We start from the raw sequence: 18,050 nt of genomic DNA, 5'->3' as shown, positions 1-18,050 counted from the left end.
CGCTCCCGGTCGCGTCTCACTCCAGCCGGACCAGCAGGTCCCGGTTCGCCGCCTCGTAGCGCAGCCGGCCGTCACCGAGCGCCTCCCGCCGCCCGTCCGCCCAGTCGCTCGCGTCGTAGCCGGTCTCCCCGACGGCCTCCTCGACGGTGTCGAGCAGGTGCGCGAGGACCGTCCGTTCGCCCGACTCGTACGGCGGTTCGATCCGCCACGGCGAGGGGCCCTCCGCTATCACGGTCGCCTCCCGGGCCAGCGCCGCCGCCCCGTCCGGACCCCCGGGCCGGAACTCCCGCATGTGACGGTGGTAGCGGTCGAGGACGGCGTCGTCGTCGGGATCCGGCGGCGCGAAGCGCGTCTCGCCGTCGTAGGTGATCGGCGCGTACGCGACGGGGGTCACCTCGCCGAGGGCGTCGACCGCGGGCGCCGCGTCGACCACGTCGAAGAACGCGCAGCCGACGACCGCGTCGAACCGCCGGCCGGCGCCCGCGGCCTCCGCCGCGAACTCGAAGGCGTCGGCCGCGCGGAACTCGACCGCGACATTGCCGACCGCGTCGCCGATCCGGGCCTCGCCCGCCGCGAGGGCCTCCTCGTGGGCGTCGACCGCAACCCACCGACCCCCCTCGATCACGCCCCAGTCAACGAGCCGCTCGACCATCGTCGCCGTGCCCGCGCCGACTTCGAGGACCTCCGGCTCGGGCGGGAGTTCGGCCGCGAACCGGTCGAGGACGTCGCGGTTCAGCGACCGGTCGTCGAGCGCGCGCTTCGCGTCGAGGTACGCCGCGTGGTCGGTCACGCGCGCTCACCTCGCTCCCCTCGCTCGCCGGCCGCCCGGTCGTCCGCCCCGCGCGCCGCCTCGGCTTCGAGGAACACGACGACGCGGTCGAGCGTCTCGGGCCACCCCGGCCGCGCCTCGTAGTCGCGACGCGCGGCGGTCCCCATCGCCGCCAACCGGTCGCGGTCGTCGAGGTCCCGGAGCGCCCGGGCGACGGCCCGAGGGTCGTCGGGGGAAACGAGGACCCCCGACTCGCCGTCGCGGACGAACTCGCCCGCCCCGCCCGCGGTCGTCGCCACCGGGACGCAGCCGAACCCCATCGCCTCCAGGTACACCATGCCGAACGGCTCGTAGCGGGAGGGAACCGCCAGAACGTGGCTCTCGCGGAGCCGAGCCGCGACCGCCTCGTCGCCGAGCCGGCCGACGAAGTCGACCCGGTCGCCGATCCCGGCCGCGTCGGCCGCCTTCGCGACCGACTCGGCGTGGCCCGGATCGACGCTCCGGTCGCCCACGACCGTCAGCCGCCAGTCCACGCCGGTCCCGTCCAGCCGTGCGACGCCCTCGACGAGCGCGTCGAGCCCCTTCCGGGGGACGACGTTGCCGAGGAAGGTCACCTCGAGCGGGCCGGTCTCCGCCCGCTCGCGGATCTCTGACGCCGCGGTCACGGGGTCGAACCGATCGCCGGCCGGGGGCGCGACGGTGTTGCGGTCGGGCCCGCCGAGCCCGGCCGCGTCGCGCCGCGTCGTCTCGGCGTTGTACACCGCGGCGTCGACCCCGCGGAGGAACCAGCGCTCGACGGCCGCGACGCCGCGGCGCCCGAGTTCGGCGCGCAGGCGCCCGCCGAGTCCGGTCCCCCCCGCCCGGGCCGCCGCCTCCGCCGTACGCGCACGCCAAGCGATCATGTGAACGAGCGCGACGGTCGGCGTGTCGAGCCGCCGGTTGGCGCACAGCAGAGAGGGGTGCGCTAACCCGTCCTCGACGATGACGTCGAAACCGGAGAGCCGGTCGGCGAGCCCGCGGGCGCGGAGGTTCGGCGCGAGGCGCTCCCGGTACGACCCTCGCGGCAGCGAGACGACCTCGACCGCGTGGCCGCGCTCGCGGAGCCGGTCGCGAAGCCGCCGGTCGTAGTAGAAGCCGCCCGACTCGGACTCGATGTCGCCGGCGAGGACGAGCGCGACGCGCATCCCGCGGTCACCGCAGCTCGCCGGTGTACGAGACGCTCGCGGCGTCGTCCTCCCGAACCGATACGGTCAGCTCCGTCGCGGCCGGGGCGTCCACGTCCGCGAGCGCGTCGAACAGGGCCCGCGCCAGCCGCTCGGCGCTCGGGTTCCCCTCCAAGTGATCGTTGAGCGTCTCGTCGCGGTAGCGGTCGGCCGCGTCCGCGATCGCTTCCAGCGCGAGGTCGATGTCGAGCAGGTAGCCGTGCTCGCCGAGCTCCGGGCCGCGGAACGTCGCCTCCGCCTCGAACGTGTGCGAGTGGAGCTCCGCCTCGTCGGCCGGCGGGTTCGGGACGGTGAGGTAGTGCTGTGCGACGAACGACTCGCTGACGGTCAGTTCGTACATTAGTAGGTGAACAGGACCTGGAGGGTCGGTTCGGCCTCGTCCGCGAGCCGTCGGTACGCGGTCGGTGCGCCCACGACTGGGACGCGGTCGGTGACGAGCCGGTCGGCCACGTCGAGGTCGGCGTCGAGCTGTCGGAGCTCGCGCCAGGCCGTCTCGCGGCGCCGCTCGCTGTCCCAGCGCCCGCGGAGCTCGGGCGCGATGGTGGTGACCTGACTGCTCCGGACGGTGACTCGCCCCCGGTGGAAGTGGTCGCCGAAGCCGAGGTCGGCTCGCTTGGTCCCGTACCACGAGCCCACGATTACTCGGCCGTCGAACCGCGTGGTCTCGACGGCCGTTTCGAGGGTCTCGGGTCGCCCTGAGACCTCTACGGCGAGGTCGACGCCGTCGCCGGCCCGCTCGCGGACCGCGTCGACGACGCCCTCGCGCCCGTCGTACCGGCTCGGGTCGACGACGGCGTCGGCGCCGAACTCGGCCGCCAACTCCCGCCGGCGGTCCTTCGGCTCGACCGCGACGACGGTCTCGGCGCCGCTCCGCGCGAGCAGCGCGGTCGTGAGCAGGCCCACGACGCCCTGGCCGAACACCGCGACGCGCTCGCCGATCCGGGGAGCGGCGTCGAGCGTCAGGGTGACCGCCGTCTCCGCGTTCGCGAACAGCGTCGCGGTCTCCGGGTCGATCCCGTCCGGGACCGTGCGGAGCGCGTCGGGGGAGACGGCGAACCGGCTCTCGTGGGGGTTGAACGCGAAGACGGTCCGGTCGCGCCACGACGGGTCGACGGCGTCGCCGACCGCCGTCACCCGACCGACGACCGCGTAGCCGTACCGGAGCGGGTACGAGAGGTCGCCGTCGAGCGAGGACAGCTCCTCGTCCGCGACCGTCTCGGGGTCGAGTTCCCCGCGATACGCGAGCAGTTCGGAGCCCGCGCTGACCGCCGACACCGACGCCTCGACGACCACCTCGTCGGGATCGGGGACGGGGTCGTCGATCGGGACGACCTCGACGCGCTCCGGCCCGGTGAACTCCACCGCTCGTTCCGCGTCGCCGTCGCTCACGCGGACTCACCCGTCCGCGACCGACGACCGAGACGGTGTGTCATTAGCGATTACACGGACCGATCCGGCATAAACCCACGGCAGTAACGGGGACGGGAATCCCGTCCGTCGACCGCGGTGACGAGGAGTAGACATAAGCCGTCCGAGTCCGTGTTCCACGTGTCCATGGCACGCTCCGACGCCGGCGTCGACGTCGAATCGCTGACTCCCCTCCACTGGATCGGAATCCTCGCCGCGACCGTGTCCGGGGTCGTACACGCCGTGCTCGGGGTTCAGGTCGGAGGGGCGCTGGGGATCTCCTTCTTCGTCGCGACCCTGGGCTTCGGCGCGGGCGTGACGGCGATCATCGCCGGCTACCGGCGGCGGCTGACGTACGCGCTCGGAATCCCGTTCACCGCCGGACAGATCGTCCTGTGGTACGTCATCAACTTCGTCGCCGGGACGTACTCGTTCCCGGCCGACATCGGAATCTACGGCGCCGTCGACAAGGTCGCGCAGATCCTGCTGATCGGCGTCCTCGCGGTCCTGTTGTCGAGAGAATCGTAGACTCGGCCGACTCCGCGCCCAGTCCGTCACCGCCCCGTTCAGTCGCCGCCCCGTCCGGACGGGAGCGGCGGGTCGTCGCGGCCGAGCCGCCCCGTCGCGGCCGCCCAGTCGCGCGCGAAGCTCCCCAACAGCGCCGCGAGCGCGACCCCCGCGAGCGCGGTGAGCCGGGGGGTTCCGCCCGCGCCGCCGACGCTCGGGAGGAGCGCGAGCGCGACGACGGCGAACTGCGCGGTGCCGACGAACGGGCGGATCCGGCTCGGGGGGAGATCGTACACCGGTTCCCCGTTCCGCCGTCGCCGCCACAGCGACCCGGCGTAGGCGTACCAGACCGCGCCCGCGAGGAGGTACCACGCCGGGAGTGACCCGAGCGCGACGGCGACCGCGGCGCCGACGAGGACGGCCAGCGCGTCGGTCGCGCCGTCGAGCCGCGCGCCGAGGACCGTCTCGCGGGTGCGTCGGGCGACCGCGCCGTCGACCGCGTCGAGGCCGACCGCGCCGGCGAAGAGCGCGACGGGGATCCGCGGGTCCGGCGGGGACGCGACCAGCGCGCCGGCCAGGACCGCCGCGAGCCAGCCGCGGAACAGGGTGATCCCGTTCGCCGTGCCGAGCCGCGCGAACGGCTCCCCGCCGTCCGGCGAGCGGTTCGCGTCGAGGTTGGTCCGCGCGTACGCGGCGAGGTACGCGCCGGGGACGGCCGCGGCGAGGACCCACGCGGTCCCGAGCGGGCCCCGCAGCACGGCGAGTCCGAGGGCGCCGAGCGCGACCCTCCCGGCGAACCGCAGACGGAGCCGAGGCGGCGCGGACGCGGCCGGAGGCGACTCGGGACCGGACATGTCAGTCTGGTCCGCGGTCCGCGGGCGGTTCGGCGTCGCGGTCCCCCTCGTCACCGGCACCGCCGTCGGCGCCCGGCGGCGCCTCGCCTATCTCCTCCATCACGCGGGCGTGGAATTCGCGGAGTACGGCCGACTCGTCGTCGGCGATGACGGTGTCGGAGTCGACGAGGGTCGCGAGGCCGAACGCGAGGGGGCTGGGCGAGTCGACGACGCGGTGTTCGACCGCGAGGTCGCCGGCCGAAACCCGCCCGACGATCTCGCGGATCCCCTCGACGTCGAGCCGGTCTTCCAGCAGTTCGCGGTACGTCTCCTCCAGCACGGCGAACTCCTCCAAGTCGGCCGCGAACGACAGCAGCATCTCGGCGGACACCTGCTGTTCGGCGGCCGACTTCTCGTACCCCTTGTACCGTTTCAGGATCATCAGCGATCGCCCCGCGTCGATCCGGAAGTAGCGCTGAAGCAGGTCCGTTCCCTGAACCGCCTCGCGGAGGTCCTCGCGGACCGTCTCCGGGTCGAGATCGGCCAGAATCCGTGCCACGTCGACCTTTCGGTTCAGCGGGAGCGCGAGGCTGAAGCCGCGGTCCGCGACCGCGACGGCGACGTTGGCGTCGGTCCGGTCCGCGACCGCGGCCGCGACGAGCCGAGAGAGCCCGTCGTTGAACCGCCGGCCGTAGACGGAGTGGACGTAGAACCGGCGCTTGTACTCGTTGCGGTCGAGCTCCTCCTCGACGACGAGGCGGTCGGGCGTCGAGACGGCCTCCGGTCCGGCGTACCGGACCTGCTCGTCGTACATCCGGGCGAGCGCGCGGACCGAGTTCCCGTCGAGGGGGAACTCGCGGAGCCACGCGCGGACCGCGGCCGGGCCCGCGTTCGGGCCGTCGCCGGCCAGCCGATCGAGGAGTTCGGCCTGGAACTCGAGGACCTCCCGCGCGAGGTCGGCGGACAGGGGGAGGCGCTCCGCGAACCACGACGGGACCGTCGGGCGCTCGCTCGTCCGGTCGACGTACACCTTCGAGCCGCGGCGGTAGCGGAACGCGAACCGCTCGCCGCCGAGGGCGAACACGTCGCCCGACTCCAGCGTGTCGAGGTACGACTCGTCGAGGGTGCCGACCCACCGGTCGTCGCGAGTGAACACGTCACAGGTGAACGAGTCGGGGATCGTCCCCACGTTCGTCATGTAGATGACCCGCGCGAGCCGCCCGCGCTTCCCGACCAGCGTCTCACCGACGGGGTACTCGGGATGGTGGTGTTCGCCGTCGGGCGGGTCGTTGGCGTCGCGCCACACCTTCGGGTAGACGTTCTTCGCTTCGAGCCCGTCGTAATCCCCCGTCAGATACCGCATGAGCCGCCCGTACGCCCCGCCGTCGAAGTCGCGGTACGGGTGCGCGCGACGGAGGACCTCGCGGACCTCCCGGTCCGGTCGGATCCGGTTTATGGCCATCCCGTAGACGTGCTGGGCGGCGACGTCGTAGGCTCCCTCGGGCGGGAACACCCGGTCGACGAACCCGTCCTCGGCGCGCGCGAGCAGCGTCGCGCACTCGATCAGCTCGTCGCGGTCGAGCGCGAACACCCGCCCCTCGACGGTCTCGCCCGGGCTGTGGCCCGCGCGGCCGACGCGCTGGAGCAGCGCCGCGACCGACTTCGGGGAGCCGACCTGAACGACCAAATCGAGGTGCGGCATGTCGATGCCGAGCTCGAGGCTCGTCGAGGTGGTGACCACGTCGAGCTCGCCCGACTTCAGCCCCTCCTCGACCCGGGTGCGCTGGGCCTCCCCGAGGCTCCCGTGGTGACAGCCCGAGTCCGACTCGTCGTAGTCGAACCGCTGGCGGAGCTCCTGGAGCGTGCGCTCGGCGCCCGACCGGGAGTTCGTGAACACCAGCGTGTTCTCGTGCGAGTCGATCAGCTCGCGCAGCGACTCGTAGAAGCGGTCGGTGACCGCCGACCGCGGCGTGTGGATCAGATCGGCGGCGGGCGTCCGGAGCTCGAGGTCGAACTCGCGGGCGAACCGCGCGTCGACCACCTCGCAGGGGCGCGTCTCGAACCCGTCGACGTCGCCCGCCTCGCCCGCGACGCGCTCGCGCCCGACGAGGAACGAGGCGATCCCGTCGAGCGGTTCGACGGTCGCAGAGCAGCCGATCCGAGTGATCGCGGTCTCTCTTTCCCCCTCGCCGTTCCGCGCGAGCTCGGTCAGCCGCTCCAGCGACACCGAGAGGTGGGTGCCGCGCTTGTTCGCGGCCAGCGAGTGGATCTCGTCGACGATCACGTACTCGACGGTGCGGAGCTTCTCCTTGAACTTCGGCGAGTTGAGCAGGATCGAAAGCGTCTCGGGCGTGGTGTTGAGGACGTGCGGCGTCTCCGAGAGCATCGCCTGCCGGTCCGCCTTCGAGGTGTCGCCGTGCCGGATCGCCTGCCTGACGCCGGGCTCGTAAGGGTCTCCGGCGTCGTCGAGAGCGGCTTCCCGGGTCGCGTCCGTACCGTCTCCGTCCGCCTCCGCCGCGGCGACGGCCTCGCCGATCCCCGCCAAGGGCGCCTCCAAGTTGCGCTCGATGTCGTTCGCGAGCGACTTCAGCGGCGAGACGTACAGGCAGTAGACGGAGTTCTCCAGCTCGCCGGCGCGGTCGCGCGCGAAGAGGTCGTCGAGGACCGCGAGGAAGGAGGCGAGCGTCTTCCCGCTGCCCGTCGGCGCGGCGACGAGGCAGTTCCGGCCGGCGTCAACGTGGGGGATCGCCTCGCGCTGCGGCGGCGTGAAGAAGCCGCCGTTCTCGGCGACGTACCCGCCGAACCGCTCGACCCACCAGCGACGGACCGGCGGCGAGAGCCGAGCGAGCACGTCGGCGTCACCGATCGTGACCGTTTCCGGATCGAAGTTCGGATCCGGGATAGCGCCGCGAGAGACGGCGTCGCTAAGGAGCGCCCGAGCGGCGGCCTCGTCGCCGCGATCCGTAGTCTCGCTCACGACGTTCACGAGGGCTCGGGAAGGGAAATCGGTTGCGTCGGCTCCGCGGACGTTCGCGGAACCGACCCGTTTATCCGGCGGCTCCGCGGACGTTCGCGGAACCGACCCGTTTATCCGGCGGCCATCCGTGGCGCCACACGCATGAGCGGCACCTCGCCGGAGCCCGACCGACGGATCGACCGGAACCTGTTCGTCACCGTCTCCGGCCCGCCGGGCTGCGGGGCCACGACGCTCGTCGAGGGGATCGCCGAGGCGCTCGACTGCGGCTACGTCTCCGGCGGCGAGCTGTTCCGCGAGATCGCGGCCGAGCGGGACATGAGCCTCTCGCAGCTCATCGCCGAGACCGGCGAGTCCGAGGAGATCGACCGCGCGCTCGACCGCCGGCTCCGCCGGATCGCCGAGAAGTGGGGTGCCGCGAACAAGGCGTTCGTGCTGGAGTCGCGGCTCGCGGGCTGGATCGCCGGTAACCGCGCAGACATTCGGATCTGGCTCGACGCGCCCGACGAGGTCCGCGCGGACCGCACGGCGGAGCGCGAGGAGATGACCTCCGAGATGCAGGTCCGCGAGGTCATCGAGGAGCAGCGCTACAAGTCATACTACGGGATCGACCTGAGCGACCGCTCCATCTACGACCTCGTGGTCAACACGGGCCGGTGGGACGCCGAGGCGACGCTGGACCTGGCGCTCACCGGCATCAAGGGGTACGACGTCGACGCCGACGAGGGCGCGTTCGACACCCCCGACTTCGAGATCTGAGTCCGCGAGCGCAGCGGACTTGACGGCCCGGTGTCTGCCGTCGTTCAGCGGGCGACCGAGCGTCGAGTCGCAACGCCTCGTCGCCGCCGATACCGAACGATCACAGAGAGTTCTCATGCGAGGCTCTCCGGTCTCGCACGCCGACGCGGGGCACCGTCACTGAGAGAGGCCCTCGACGCGCCGGAACGCGCTCCGGACGTCGCTCGGCGTCGCGTGCGGTCCGCCGCCCACTCGGTGGTCCGGGAGCAGGACGGGTATCGGATTGTCGGTGAGCGCGTCGGTCACGATTTCCAAGTCGTCGGCGTCGTCGGGGTCGAACCCGGCGAGCCGCGCGAGCCGACTCACGGAGACGTCCTCGCCGTAGGGCACGCTCCGAAGCGACTCCAATACCTCCCGCTGCTCGGTGGGAACCGTCAGTCCGAGCGCGACCTCGTGGAACTCGTCGCGCTCGCCGTCGAGGTACGCGTCGATCCGGTCCAGTAACTCGTGATCGGTCTCTGCGTCCGCCGGCGGATCGGCGGGGAACGACACCGAGATGACGCGCCCGCCGGCGAACCCGACCTGTACGGTCCGACCGATCTCGTCGAACTCCCGGGCGAAAACGCCGGACGTGCCCGACATACTCATACCCTCCATTGGAAGGGTCGAACACTTAAATTACCGGCCGCGAGACCGAGTTTGGATCGCAGGCGCGGGTCCCCGACCCGGCCCCGCGTCGATTCCGAGTCGATCGGCGAGGCCCGCAAGCCTTATGAACAGATACGTACATTAGTGTATAGTAATGGACGATCCAGACGAGCTGGCGCCGGCGGTCAGATCGATCCTGTCCGCCGCTCGGGAGCGCGCCGACGCGGGCTCGGGAGAGAGCGTCTCGGTCGCTTCCCGCGACCTCTCGGCCGCGTTCGAGCGGGCCGAGACCGACGGGCGCGTCCCGGTGATCGCCGAGGTGAAGCCGACGAGCCCGACGACCGATGGCGCTCGCGACGACGACCCGGTCGCGCTCGCGGAGGGGATGGTCGCCGGCGGGGCGGCGGCGCTGAGCGTGCTCACCGAGCCGGAGCACTTCGGCGGGAGCGTCGACACGCTCGAACGCGTGCGCGACGCCGTCGACGTGCCGGTCCTCCGGAAGGACTTCGTCGTCGACGAGGGACAGTTGGACGCCGTCGAGAGCGACGTCGTCCTCCTGATCGCTCGCTTCGTCGGCGACGACCTCCCGGACCTGCTCGCGGCCGCCCGCGACCGCGGCTTTCAGGTCCTCGTCGAGGTCCACGACCGCGGGGAACTGGAACGCGCGCTCGACGCGGGCGCGACGACGGTCGGCGTGAACAACCGCGACCTCGCGGAGCTCGTCGTCGACCTCGAAACCTTCGAGTCCGTGGCGCCCGGCGTCCCGGACGACGTGGCGCTGATCGCCGAGAGCGGCATCGGATCGCCCGCGGACGTCCGCCGGATGCGGGCGGCGGGCGCCGACGCGCTGCTCGTCGGCAGCGCGATAATGGACGGCGACGTGGAGGCGAACACGCGCGAGTTGGTGCGGGCGGAGGCGGACGGTGACGGCGCCGCGGAGGGCGGCGCGGTCGCGGACGAGGAGGACGTGAGCGACACCCGAGACACCACGGAGACCCCCACATGAGCGAGACCGACACGCGGACGACGGAGGAAACGGAGCGGGCGCGGCGCCCCGGCCGCGAGCGCGGCCGCGACGACGGGAAGTTCGGCCGCTACGGCGGCCAGTACGTTCCGGAGGCGCTGATGCCCGCCATCGAGGAGCTGACCGACGCCTACGAGCGCTACGTCCTGAACAACGAGGACGGGTTCATGGACGAGTTCCGCGAGCGCCTCGCCGACTTCGGCGGGCGGCCGACGCCGCTCCAGCGCGCCGGCCGGCTCTCGGAGCGCTACGACACGGAGGTGTACCTCAAGCGGGAGGACCTCCTCCACGGCGGCGCACACAAGCTGAACAACGCGCTCGGGCAGGTGCTGCTCGCGAAGTACATGGGCAAGGAGCGCATCATCGCGGAGACCGGCGCCGGGCAGCACGGCACCGCGACCGCGATGGCGGCCGCGCACCTCGACATGCCCTGTACGATCTACATGGGCGAGCGCGACATCAACCGCCAGCGCCCCAACGTGTTCCGGATGAAGCTCAACGGCTCGGAGGTGAAGCCGGTGACGACGGGGCGCGGCACGCTCAAGGAGGCCATCTCCGAGACGATGCGGGACTGGGCGGCGACCGTCGAGGACACCCACTACGTGATCGGGTCCATCGTCGGGCCGCACCCGTTCCCGGTGATGGTCCGCGACTTCCAGGCGGTCATCTCCGAGGAGGCCCGCGAGCAGGCGATCGAGAAGACGGGCGGGCTTCCGACCGACGTGGTCGCCTGCGCGGGCGGCGGCTCGAACACGATGGGGACCTTCGCCGAGTTCGTCGACGACGAGTCCGTCGCGCTCCGCGCCGTCGAGGCGGGCGGCTCCACGCTCGAAGTCGACGAGGAGGCGGGCGTCGCGCCCAACTCCGCGTCGCTGTACGCCGGCGAGGAGGGCGTCCTCCACGGCGCGCGGACGAAGCTCCTCCAGGACTCCGACGGGCAGATCATGGAGAGCCACTCCGTCTCCTCCGGGCTCGACTACGCCGGGGTCGGCCCCGAGCTCGCGTACCTCGTCGACGAGGGGCGCGTCGAACCGGTCGCGGTCGACGACGACGCCGCGCTGGAGGGGTTCCACCGGCTCTCGAACACCGAGGGGATCATCCCCGCACTTGAGACGGCCCACGCGTTCGGCTACCTCGAAGAGCACCACGAGGACCTCGGCGACCGCGTCGTCGTCAACGTCTCCGGGCGCGGCGACAAGGACCTCGACGCCGCCATCGAGGAGACAGACCGGCGCGACGTGCCGAACGCGCCGGACATGTCGATGTTCACGGGGGGGATCTGAATGGGGGAGACGGGCAACTCCGACGCCGTCGCCGCCGCGTTCGCGGACGGCCCCGCCTACGTCCCGTACCTCGTCGTGGGCGACCCGGACTACGAGTCGTCGAAGGCGTACGTCGAGGCGCTCGACCGCGGCGGCGCCGACGTGATCGAGCTCGGCCTCCCGTTCTCCGAGCCGATCGCGGAGGGGTCGACGATCCAGGAGGCGCTCGTCCGCTCGCTCGACGCGGGGATGACGCCGGAGCGGTTCTTCGCGTTCGCGGAGGAGGTGGAGGTCGACGCCGCGCTCGTCTGTATGACCTACTACAACCTGATTTACCAGTACGGTGACGGCGAGGCGCGAAGCGCCTCGAACGCGAGCGGCGAAGCCGCGAGCACCGGTCCCCGGCCGTTCGTCGAGCGGGCGGCGGCCGCGGGGATTCAGGGGCTCGTCGTCCCCGACCTCCCGGCCGAGGAGGCGGACCCGCTGCGCGAGGCGTGCGACGAGTTCGGGCTCGACCTCGTCTTCATCGTCGCGCCGACGACCCGCGCGGACCGCCTCGACCGGCTGATGGAGCGCGTGTCGGGGTACGTGTACGTCCAGGCACGGCTCGGGACCACCGGCGCCCGCGACGACGTCTCCGACCAGACCACGGAGAGCCTCGACCGGCTCCGCGAGTACGACGTGCCGAAGGCGGTCGGGTTCGGCATCTCGACCGGCGAGCACGCCGAGCGCATCGTCGCGGGCGGCGCCGACGGGATCATCGTCGGTTCGGCGCTCGTCGACGTGGTCGCCGAGGGCGTCGCGGAGGACCTGTCGACCGAAGAGGTGGCCGACCGTCTGGAGGCGCTCTCGCGAGAGCTGAAGGCGGGCGCCGAGCGCGGCTACCGCTCGCGGACCGAGGCCGTCGAGTCCGCCTGAGTCGGACCGGGACGCCCGCGGACCGAAACGACACAATACGTCCCCGAACGAAACCGACTTACCTCCGATTGCCACACTCTCACACAACGACCCACCACACCATGACAGCAGGACTCTCGGCACGACTCGACCGCATCTCCACGAACGACCGATACCTCATCGTCCCGATGGACCACGGGATCACGATGGGCGCCGTCGAGGGACTCGTCGACATCGAGTCGACGATCGACGGCGTCACCGGCGGCGGGGCGGACGCGGTGCTCACCCAGCGTGGGATCGCGCCCCGCGTCCACGAGAACAAGAACGACGCGGGCTACATCGTCCACCTCAACGGGTCGACGACGATCGGGCCCGACGAGAGCGACAAGCGCGTCACCGGCACCGCCGAGGACGCGGTCCGCGCCGGCGCCGACGCCGTCTCCTTCCACATCAACGTCGGCTCGGAGTACGAGCCGAACCAGATCGAGGAGCTCGCGGAGCTGACCGCCGACGCCGAGCGCCTCGGGCTCCCCGTCCTCGCGATGGCGTACGCGCGCGGCCCGGGCGTCGACGAGTCCGATCCCGAGGCCCTCGGGCACGCCGTCCGGCTCGCCGAGGAGCTCGGGGCGGACGTGGTGAAGACGGGCTACTCCGGCGACGGCGACTCCTTCGAACGCGTCACGGAGTCGACCCGCCTGCCGGTGGTCATCGCCGGCGGCTCCAAGGGGACCGACCGCGAGACGGTGGAGATGGTCCGCGGCGCGATGGACGGCGACGCCGCCGGCGTGTCGATGGGGCGGTCGATCTTCCAGCACGACGACCCCGAGGGGATCGCTCGGGCGGTCTCCGCCGTCGTCCACGACGACGCCGGCGTCGAGGAGGCGCTCCGGGCGGGCGGGTTCGTCGAGGCGTGAGGTCGGGCGGGGCTTGACCGCGGGGCCGCGGTTCGGCCCGGTCCGCTGTTCCTTTCGCAGTTTTCAAGCCGTCGCGCCGTGAGGTTCCGGTAATGACACGCACGGTCTGGGTCAAGGCCGACGGCGACGTCGGCGACTGGAAGGCGCGCAAGCGACGGGTCACGACCGCGATCGAGGCCGGCGCGGACTGGGTGCTCGTCGACGAGGACGACGTGGGTCGCGTCCGGGAGCTGGGCGACGTGAACGTGGCGGCGTTCCGCTCCGACGCCGACGTGATCGACGACGCCGAGACCGACGTCGAGGCCGACGCGTACTTCGTCGGGAAGGGCGGGGAGGGCGACGGGACGATATCGATGCCCGAGGACTTCTCCGGGTCGGCGGACCTGACAACGCTGCGCCGTCGCGACGACCGCGCACAGGGGGCGTACGTCCGCGTCCTCGGCACCGAGTACGAGCGCTTCGCCGAGGCGGCGGCCGAAGACGCCGACTTCACCGTGGTCGTCGGCGAGGACTGGTCGATCATCCCGCTCGAGAACCTCATCGCCCGCGTCGGCGAGGAGACGCACCTCGTCGCGGGCGCGACGACCGCCGCCGAGGCCCGGACCGCGTTCGAGACGCTGGAGATCGGCGCCGACGGCGTCCTCCTCGATTCCGACTCGCCCGACGAGATCCGCGGCGCGGTCGAGGCCCGCGACGCGGCCGACCGCGAGACGCTGGACCTCCGCCGCGCCGAGGTGACGGAGATCGAACAGACCGGGATGGCGGACCGCGTCTGCATCGACACGGGATCGCTGATGGACGACAGCGAGGGGATGCTCGTCGGTTCGATGTCGCGCGGGCTCTTCTTCGTCCACGCCGAGACCGCGGAGTCGCCGTACGTCGAGTCGCGCCCGTTCCGCGTGAACGCGGGCGCGGTCCACGCGTACGTCCGCAACCCCGAGGGCGGCACCAACTACCTCGCGGAGCTGTCGAGCGGCGACGAGGTCCAGGTCGTCGACACCGACGGCCACACCCGCGAGGCGGTGGTGGGGCGGGTGAAGATCGAGAAGCGCCCGATGTTCCGGATCCAGGCGGAGATCGAGACCGACGACGGCACCGACCGGATCGAGACGCTCATCCAGAACGCCGAGACCGTGAAGATCGCCACGAGCGAGGGGCGCAAGGCCGTCACCGACGTCGAGCCCGGCGACGAGGCGCTCGTGTTCTACGAGGACGTCGCGCGTCACTTCGGCGAGGCCGTCGAGGAGAGCATCATCGAGAAGTGAGGCGGTCGCGGTCGCGCGGCCGCGACTCCGATCGCGCTCGGGGCGCGGAGAACCGGCCCGGATCGTGTCGACCCGAACGCATTTCACGGAGACTCCGGATCCGGTGTCCATGGCAGTCGCTGACGAAGGTAGCCGTCACGTCGCTGAGTCGGGATTCGTCGACCGGGTTCGTCACCTCGCAGACGCCGCGAACCCGGCGTTCGCGGCCGGGAGCTTCCTCGTGCCGCTGGCGTTCTTCGCCGCGAGCCTCGCGCTCGCGAGCACCGAACTGCTCTTCTACACGCACGTCGCCGCCGGCGCGGTCTGGTTCGGCTTCGCGGTCATCTTCCCGGCCCTCATCGGTCCGACGCTCGGCGGCCTCGACGAGGAGGCGTCGGCCGCGGTGAACAGGACGCTGATTCCGAAGGCCGTCTTCTTCCTCGTCGGCTTCTCGCTGACGACGGTGCTGTCCGGGACGGTCCTCCTCACGCCCGACCTCGGGCTCGGCTACGGCTTCGGCGGGACGTGGTCGGGGCTCGCGCTCGGCGTCGGCTGGGGGCTGTTCGCGTTCGGGCTGGCGGTTCCCCACCGGCTCCAGCTCAGCGCGTACTACGAGACGCTGTCGCCGGATCCGGATTCCTCGCGGCTCGAATCGATCGAGAAGCAGAACCTCGTCGTCGGCCTGTTCGAGGGCGCCGTGATGCTCGCGCTCATCGTGTTGATGACGGGGTTCCGACTGGGAATATAAATGAAACGTCGCGGGAACGGAGCGACTCAGATCCCGTAGAGTTCGCCGTACTTCTCGTCGACGTAGTCGAGGAAGGCGTCCGCCGAGAAGTCCTCGCCGGTCGCCCGCTTCACGAGCTCGTTCGTCTCGTAGCGGGAGCCGTGTCGATGGACGTTCTCGCCGAGCCAGTCTTGGAGGTCGTCGAACTCGCCCTCGGCGATCTTCCCGTCGAGGTCGTCGATGTCGGCCTCGGCGGCGTCGAACAGCTGGGCGGCCATCACGGAGCCGAGCGAGTAGGTGGGGAAGTAGCCGAAGTTGCCGTGGCTCCAGTGGATGTCCTGGAGGCACCCCTCGCTGTCGGTGTCGGGGCGGATACCGAGGTACTCCTCGTACTTGTCGTTCCACACCTCGGGCACGTCCTCGACGTCGAGGTCGCCGCGGATCAGGTCGCGCTCGATCTCGAACCGGATGACGATGTGGAGGTGGTAGGTGAGCTCGTCGGCCTCGACGCGGATGAAGTTGTCCTCGTACACCTGGTTGAACGCCTCGTAGGCGTCACGGACCGTCGCATCCTCCGTCTGCGGGAAGTGCTCTTGGAACACGGGGAGGAACCGCTCCCAGAACGCCTCGCTGCGGCCGACGTGGTTCTCCCAGAGGCGCGACTGCGACTCGTGGACCGAGAGGTCGCGGGACTCCCCGAGCGGGGTGCCGAAGTGCTCCTGCGGGAGCCCGAGGTTGTACTGCGCGTGACCGAACTCGTGGATCGTCGAGCCGACGGCGCCGAGCGGGTCCTCCTCGTCGAACCGGGTCGTCACGCGGCAGTCGAACTGGTTGCCGGAGGTGAACGGGTGCGAGGAGACGTCGAGGCGGCCGCGGTCGAAGTCGTAGCCGACGAGCTCCAGCGCGTCACGGGAGAGCGCTTCCTGCGTCTCCTCGGGGAACGTCCCCTCGAAGGTGTCGACCGCGAGGTCGACGTCCGACTCGCGGATCGCCTCTATCATCGGGACGAGCGCCTCCCGGAGCTCGGTGAGGATCGACTCGGCGCGCTCCATCGACAGGCACGGCTCGAACTCCTCGAAGAGGACCTCGTAGGGGTCGCGGTCGGGGTCGATGTGCTCGGCGTACTCGCGCTTCAGCTCGACGTGCTTCTCCAGGTAGGGCGCGAACGTCTCGAACTCGTCTTCGGCCTTCGCCTCCTCCCACGCCTGGAGCGCCTCGGAACCCGTCTCGGAGATCTCCTCGACGAGCTCGACCGGGACGGCATCGGCGCGCTCGTACTCGCGGCGGACCTCGCGGACGACCGCCGCCTGCTCGTCGGTGAGGTCGGCGTCGTCGAGCTCGTCGAGCAGCTCGCCCGTCTCGTCGGCGGTGACCATGTCGTGGTGGACGGAGGAGAGCGCCGAGAGCTGCTTCGACCGGGCGGGCGTGCCGCCCTCGGGCATCATCACCTGCTGGTCCCAGCCGAGGACGCCGGAGGCGCTGCCGACCGCGTTCCACCGCTGGACCCGGTCGAGGAGGGCGTCGTAGGCGTCCGGTGCGTCGGCTGCGTCGTCTGGCGCGGCTTCCGTTGCCATACGCGACGGATCGATCCCGGCCGTTAAGAAGGGACCGGACGCGGAACCGGGCCGACTCGCGCGGAACCGCCGGGACCGGACGCGGAACCGCCGAACTCTCCCCGTCGCCGCGGCCGTTCGTCGAGCGCGAGATATATGTCCGCCGCCGCGGAACGACCCGTAACGGATGTCCGACGACTTCATCGACCTGCGGTCCGACACCGTCACGGCGCCCTCGGCGGAGATGCGCGAGGCGGCCGCGACCGCCGAGGTCGGCGACGACGTGTACCGCGACGACCCGACCGTCAACGAGCTGGAGCGGCGCGCCGCCGAGGCGGTCGGCACCGAGGCCGCGCTGTACGTCCCCTCGGGAACGATGGCGAACCAGATCGCGGTCCACGCCCACACGGAACCGGGTCAGGAGCTCCTCTTAGAGCGCGAGTCGCACATCTACCGGTGGGAGCTGGCGGGCGCGGCCAAGCTCTCCGGCGTCCAGACGCGGACGATAGACGCCGGCGAGCGCTGCGTCCCGACGCCCGACGCCGTCCGCGAGGGGCTCGTCGACGAGGACCTCCACCGCCCCGGTACCGGGCTCCTCAGCCTGGAGAATACGCACAACTACCGCGGCGGCAAGGCGATCCCCGTCGATCGGATCGCGGCCGCGGCCGAGGCCGCACGCGACGCCGACGTGCCGATTCACCTCGACGGCGCGCGCGTGTTCAACGCCGCGGTCGCGCTCGGCGTCGACGCGAGCGAGATCGTCGCCCCCGTCGACAGCGTCACCTTCTGCCTCTCGAAGGGGCTCGGCGCGCCCGTGGGCTCGATCCTCGCCGGAGACGAGTCGTTTATCCAGGATGCGCGCCGCGTCCGCAAGCTGTTCGGCGGCGGGATGCGCCAGGCGGGCATCATCGCGGCGCCCGGGCTCCGCGCGCTGGAGAACGTCGACCGCCTCGCCGAGGACCACGCCAACGCCGAGCGGCTCGCGGCCGGTCTCGACGCGCTCGACGGCGTCGACGCGCCCGCGCCCGACACCAACATCGTCGTGGCCCACACCGAGGACGCCGGCATCCCGGCCGAGTCGCTCTACGCGGCGTGTAAGGAGGCCGGCGTCGGCTGTGTCGAATTCGACGACTACACGACGCGGTTCACCACGCACCTCGACGTCGACGAGGCCGACGTCGACGCCGCGATCGACCGGATCGCGGCCGTCGTGGAGGGCCTGCGAGACTGACTCGACGGTTCGGTCGGTGGCGGAGACGGGCGGCGCTCACCGGCGAGCCCGCGACTGAAGCCGCGGGTCGCCGACCCCGCGGGCCTCGACCCGCGGCGA

General features: G+C 71.7%; 17 protein-coding genes. 9 read left to right on the top strand and 8 right to left on the bottom strand.

Annotated elements, in window-relative coordinates; genetic code table 11:
* Positions 1-16 precede the first annotated feature (16 nt).
* From BM286_RS11740 to BM286_RS11725, 4 genes are read right to left on the bottom strand one after another with little or no spacing between them, the layout of a single operon-like run.
* Entirely contained in the window at positions 17-790 is a 774-nt protein-coding gene (locus BM286_RS11740) for a class I SAM-dependent methyltransferase (protein ID WP_092922430.1), read from the bottom strand.
* Entirely contained in the window at positions 787-1,953 is a 1,167-nt protein-coding gene (locus BM286_RS11735; protein ID WP_092922427.1) for a glycosyltransferase family 4 protein, read from the bottom strand. The genes BM286_RS11740 and BM286_RS11735 overlap by 4 nt, the downstream gene beginning before the upstream one ends.
* 7 nt (positions 1,954-1,960) lie before the next feature.
* Entirely contained in the window at positions 1,961-2,332 is a 372-nt protein-coding gene (locus BM286_RS11730) for a 6-pyruvoyl trahydropterin synthase family protein (RefSeq protein WP_092922424.1), read from the bottom strand.
* Positions 2,332-3,381, bottom strand: a complete 1,050-nt coding sequence (locus BM286_RS11725) for a zinc-dependent alcohol dehydrogenase (protein ID WP_092922421.1) — start codon at positions 3,379-3,381, stop codon at positions 2,332-2,334. The genes BM286_RS11730 and BM286_RS11725 overlap by 1 nt, the downstream gene beginning before the upstream one ends.
* Positions 3,382-3,546: 165 nt before the next feature.
* On the opposite strand from BM286_RS11725, the gene BM286_RS11720 reads away from it, so the two are divergent.
* Positions 3,547-3,927, top strand: a complete 381-nt coding sequence (locus BM286_RS11720; RefSeq protein ID WP_092922418.1) for a hypothetical protein — start codon at positions 3,547-3,549, stop codon at positions 3,925-3,927.
* 38 nt (positions 3,928-3,965) lie between these two features.
* Here BM286_RS11720 and BM286_RS11715 read toward each other — a convergent pair whose 3' ends face one another.
* Together BM286_RS11715 and BM286_RS11710 are read right to left on the bottom strand one after the other, a co-directional pair.
* Complete coding sequence (locus tag BM286_RS11715; protein ID WP_092923243.1) at positions 3,966-4,760, bottom strand: CDP-alcohol phosphatidyltransferase family protein; 795 nt, start codon at positions 4,758-4,760, stop codon at positions 3,966-3,968.
* A 1-nt stretch (position 4,761) separates the two neighbouring features.
* Positions 4,762-7,725, bottom strand: coding sequence for an ATP-dependent helicase (locus BM286_RS11710; RefSeq protein WP_092922415.1), 2,964 nt, complete (start codon positions 7,723-7,725; stop codon positions 4,762-4,764).
* A 132-nt stretch (positions 7,726-7,857) separates the two neighbouring features.
* Here BM286_RS11710 and cmk point away from each other — a divergent pair, with 132 nt between their 5' ends.
* A complete protein-coding gene (cmk, locus tag BM286_RS11705; protein ID WP_092922412.1) occupies positions 7,858-8,472 on the top strand; it encodes a (d)CMP kinase in 615 nt (204 codons plus the stop codon).
* A gap of 156 nt (positions 8,473-8,628) precedes the next feature.
* Here cmk and BM286_RS11700 read toward each other — a convergent pair whose 3' ends face one another.
* Positions 8,629-9,099 carry an MGMT family protein gene (locus BM286_RS11700; RefSeq protein WP_092922409.1) on the bottom strand — a complete coding sequence of 157 codons (471 nt, stop codon included), beginning with the start codon at positions 9,097-9,099 and terminating at the stop codon, positions 8,629-8,631.
* A gap of 154 nt (positions 9,100-9,253) precedes the next feature.
* Between BM286_RS11700 and trpC the strand changes: the two genes are divergently transcribed.
* From trpC to BM286_RS11670, 6 genes are all read left to right on the top strand, one after another.
* Complete coding sequence (trpC, locus tag BM286_RS11695) at positions 9,254-10,105, top strand: indole-3-glycerol phosphate synthase (protein WP_092922406.1); 852 nt, start codon at positions 9,254-9,256, stop codon at positions 10,103-10,105.
* On the top strand, positions 10,102-11,406 hold the full coding sequence (gene trpB, locus BM286_RS11690) for a tryptophan synthase subunit beta (protein ID WP_092922403.1): 1,305 nt from the start codon (positions 10,102-10,104) through the stop codon (positions 11,404-11,406). The genes trpC and trpB overlap by 4 nt, the downstream gene beginning before the upstream one ends.
* The gene (trpA, locus tag BM286_RS11685) at positions 11,407-12,303 is read left to right on the top strand and encodes a tryptophan synthase subunit alpha (RefSeq protein WP_092922400.1); all 897 of its coding nucleotides are present in this window, start codon (positions 11,407-11,409) and stop codon (positions 12,301-12,303) included.
* Between the two features lie 101 nt (positions 12,304-12,404).
* Positions 12,405-13,196 (top strand): 2-amino-3,7-dideoxy-D-threo-hept-6-ulosonate synthase, encoded by a 792-nt coding sequence (locus tag BM286_RS11680; protein WP_092922397.1) that lies wholly within the window; start codon positions 12,405-12,407, stop codon positions 13,194-13,196.
* A gap of 92 nt (positions 13,197-13,288) precedes the next feature.
* Entirely contained in the window at positions 13,289-14,461 is a 1,173-nt protein-coding gene (locus tag BM286_RS11675; RefSeq protein WP_092922394.1) for a 3-dehydroquinate synthase II, read from the top strand.
* A 109-nt stretch (positions 14,462-14,570) separates the two neighbouring features.
* Positions 14,571-15,188: a hypothetical protein gene (locus BM286_RS11670; RefSeq protein WP_092922391.1), complete on the top strand. Its 618-nt coding sequence runs from the start codon at positions 14,571-14,573 to the stop codon at positions 15,186-15,188.
* Positions 15,189-15,214: 26 nt separating this feature from the next.
* On the opposite strand, the gene BM286_RS11665 is transcribed toward BM286_RS11670, so the two are convergent.
* On the bottom strand, positions 15,215-16,741 hold the full coding sequence (locus BM286_RS11665; protein WP_092922388.1) for a carboxypeptidase M32: 1,527 nt from the start codon (positions 16,739-16,741) through the stop codon (positions 15,215-15,217).
* Between the two features lie 166 nt (positions 16,742-16,907).
* On the opposite strand from BM286_RS11665, the gene BM286_RS11660 reads away from it, so the two are divergent.
* Positions 16,908-17,951, top strand: coding sequence for a threonine aldolase family protein (locus BM286_RS11660; protein WP_092922385.1), 1,044 nt, complete (start codon positions 16,908-16,910; stop codon positions 17,949-17,951).
* Positions 17,952-18,050: the final 99 nt, after the last annotated feature.

The sequence above is a fragment of the Halorubrum sodomense genome (assembly GCF_900111935.1).
GTDB classification, from domain to species: Archaea; Halobacteriota; Halobacteria; order Halobacteriales; family Haloferacaceae; genus Halorubrum; species Halorubrum sodomense.
This window is presented reverse-complemented; position numbering and strand designations above follow the sequence as displayed.

Coding starts and splice junctions, on each gene's coding strand:
- BM286_RS11735 (WP_092922427.1), bottom strand. CDS start 1,953: ATGCGCGTCGCGCTCGTCCTCGCCGGCGACATCGAGTCCGAGTCGGGC.
- BM286_RS11730 (WP_092922424.1), bottom strand. CDS start 2,332: ATGTACGAACTGACCGTCAGCGAGTCGTTCGTCGCACAGCACTACCTC.
- BM286_RS11720 (WP_092922418.1), top strand. CDS start 3,547: ATGGCACGCTCCGACGCCGGCGTCGACGTCGAATCGCTGACTCCCCTC.
- BM286_RS11715 (WP_092923243.1), bottom strand. CDS start 4,760: ATGTCCGGTCCCGAGTCGCCTCCGGCCGCGTCCGCGCCGCCTCGGCTC.
- cmk (WP_092922412.1), top strand. CDS start 7,858: ATGAGCGGCACCTCGCCGGAGCCCGACCGACGGATCGACCGGAACCTG.
- BM286_RS11700 (WP_092922409.1), bottom strand. CDS start 9,099: ATGAGTATGTCGGGCACGTCCGGCGTTTTCGCCCGGGAGTTCGACGAG.
- trpC (WP_092922406.1), top strand. CDS start 9,254: ATGGACGATCCAGACGAGCTGGCGCCGGCGGTCAGATCGATCCTGTCC.
- trpB (WP_092922403.1), top strand. CDS start 10,102: ATGAGCGAGACCGACACGCGGACGACGGAGGAAACGGAGCGGGCGCGG.
- trpA (WP_092922400.1), top strand. CDS start 11,407: ATGGGGGAGACGGGCAACTCCGACGCCGTCGCCGCCGCGTTCGCGGAC.
- BM286_RS11680 (WP_092922397.1), top strand. CDS start 12,405: ATGACAGCAGGACTCTCGGCACGACTCGACCGCATCTCCACGAACGAC.
- BM286_RS11675 (WP_092922394.1), top strand. CDS start 13,289: ATGACACGCACGGTCTGGGTCAAGGCCGACGGCGACGTCGGCGACTGG.
- BM286_RS11670 (WP_092922391.1), top strand. CDS start 14,571: ATGGCAGTCGCTGACGAAGGTAGCCGTCACGTCGCTGAGTCGGGATTC.
- BM286_RS11665 (WP_092922388.1), bottom strand. CDS start 16,741: ATGGCAACGGAAGCCGCGCCAGACGACGCAGCCGACGCACCGGACGCC.
- BM286_RS11660 (WP_092922385.1), top strand. CDS start 16,908: ATGTCCGACGACTTCATCGACCTGCGGTCCGACACCGTCACGGCGCCC.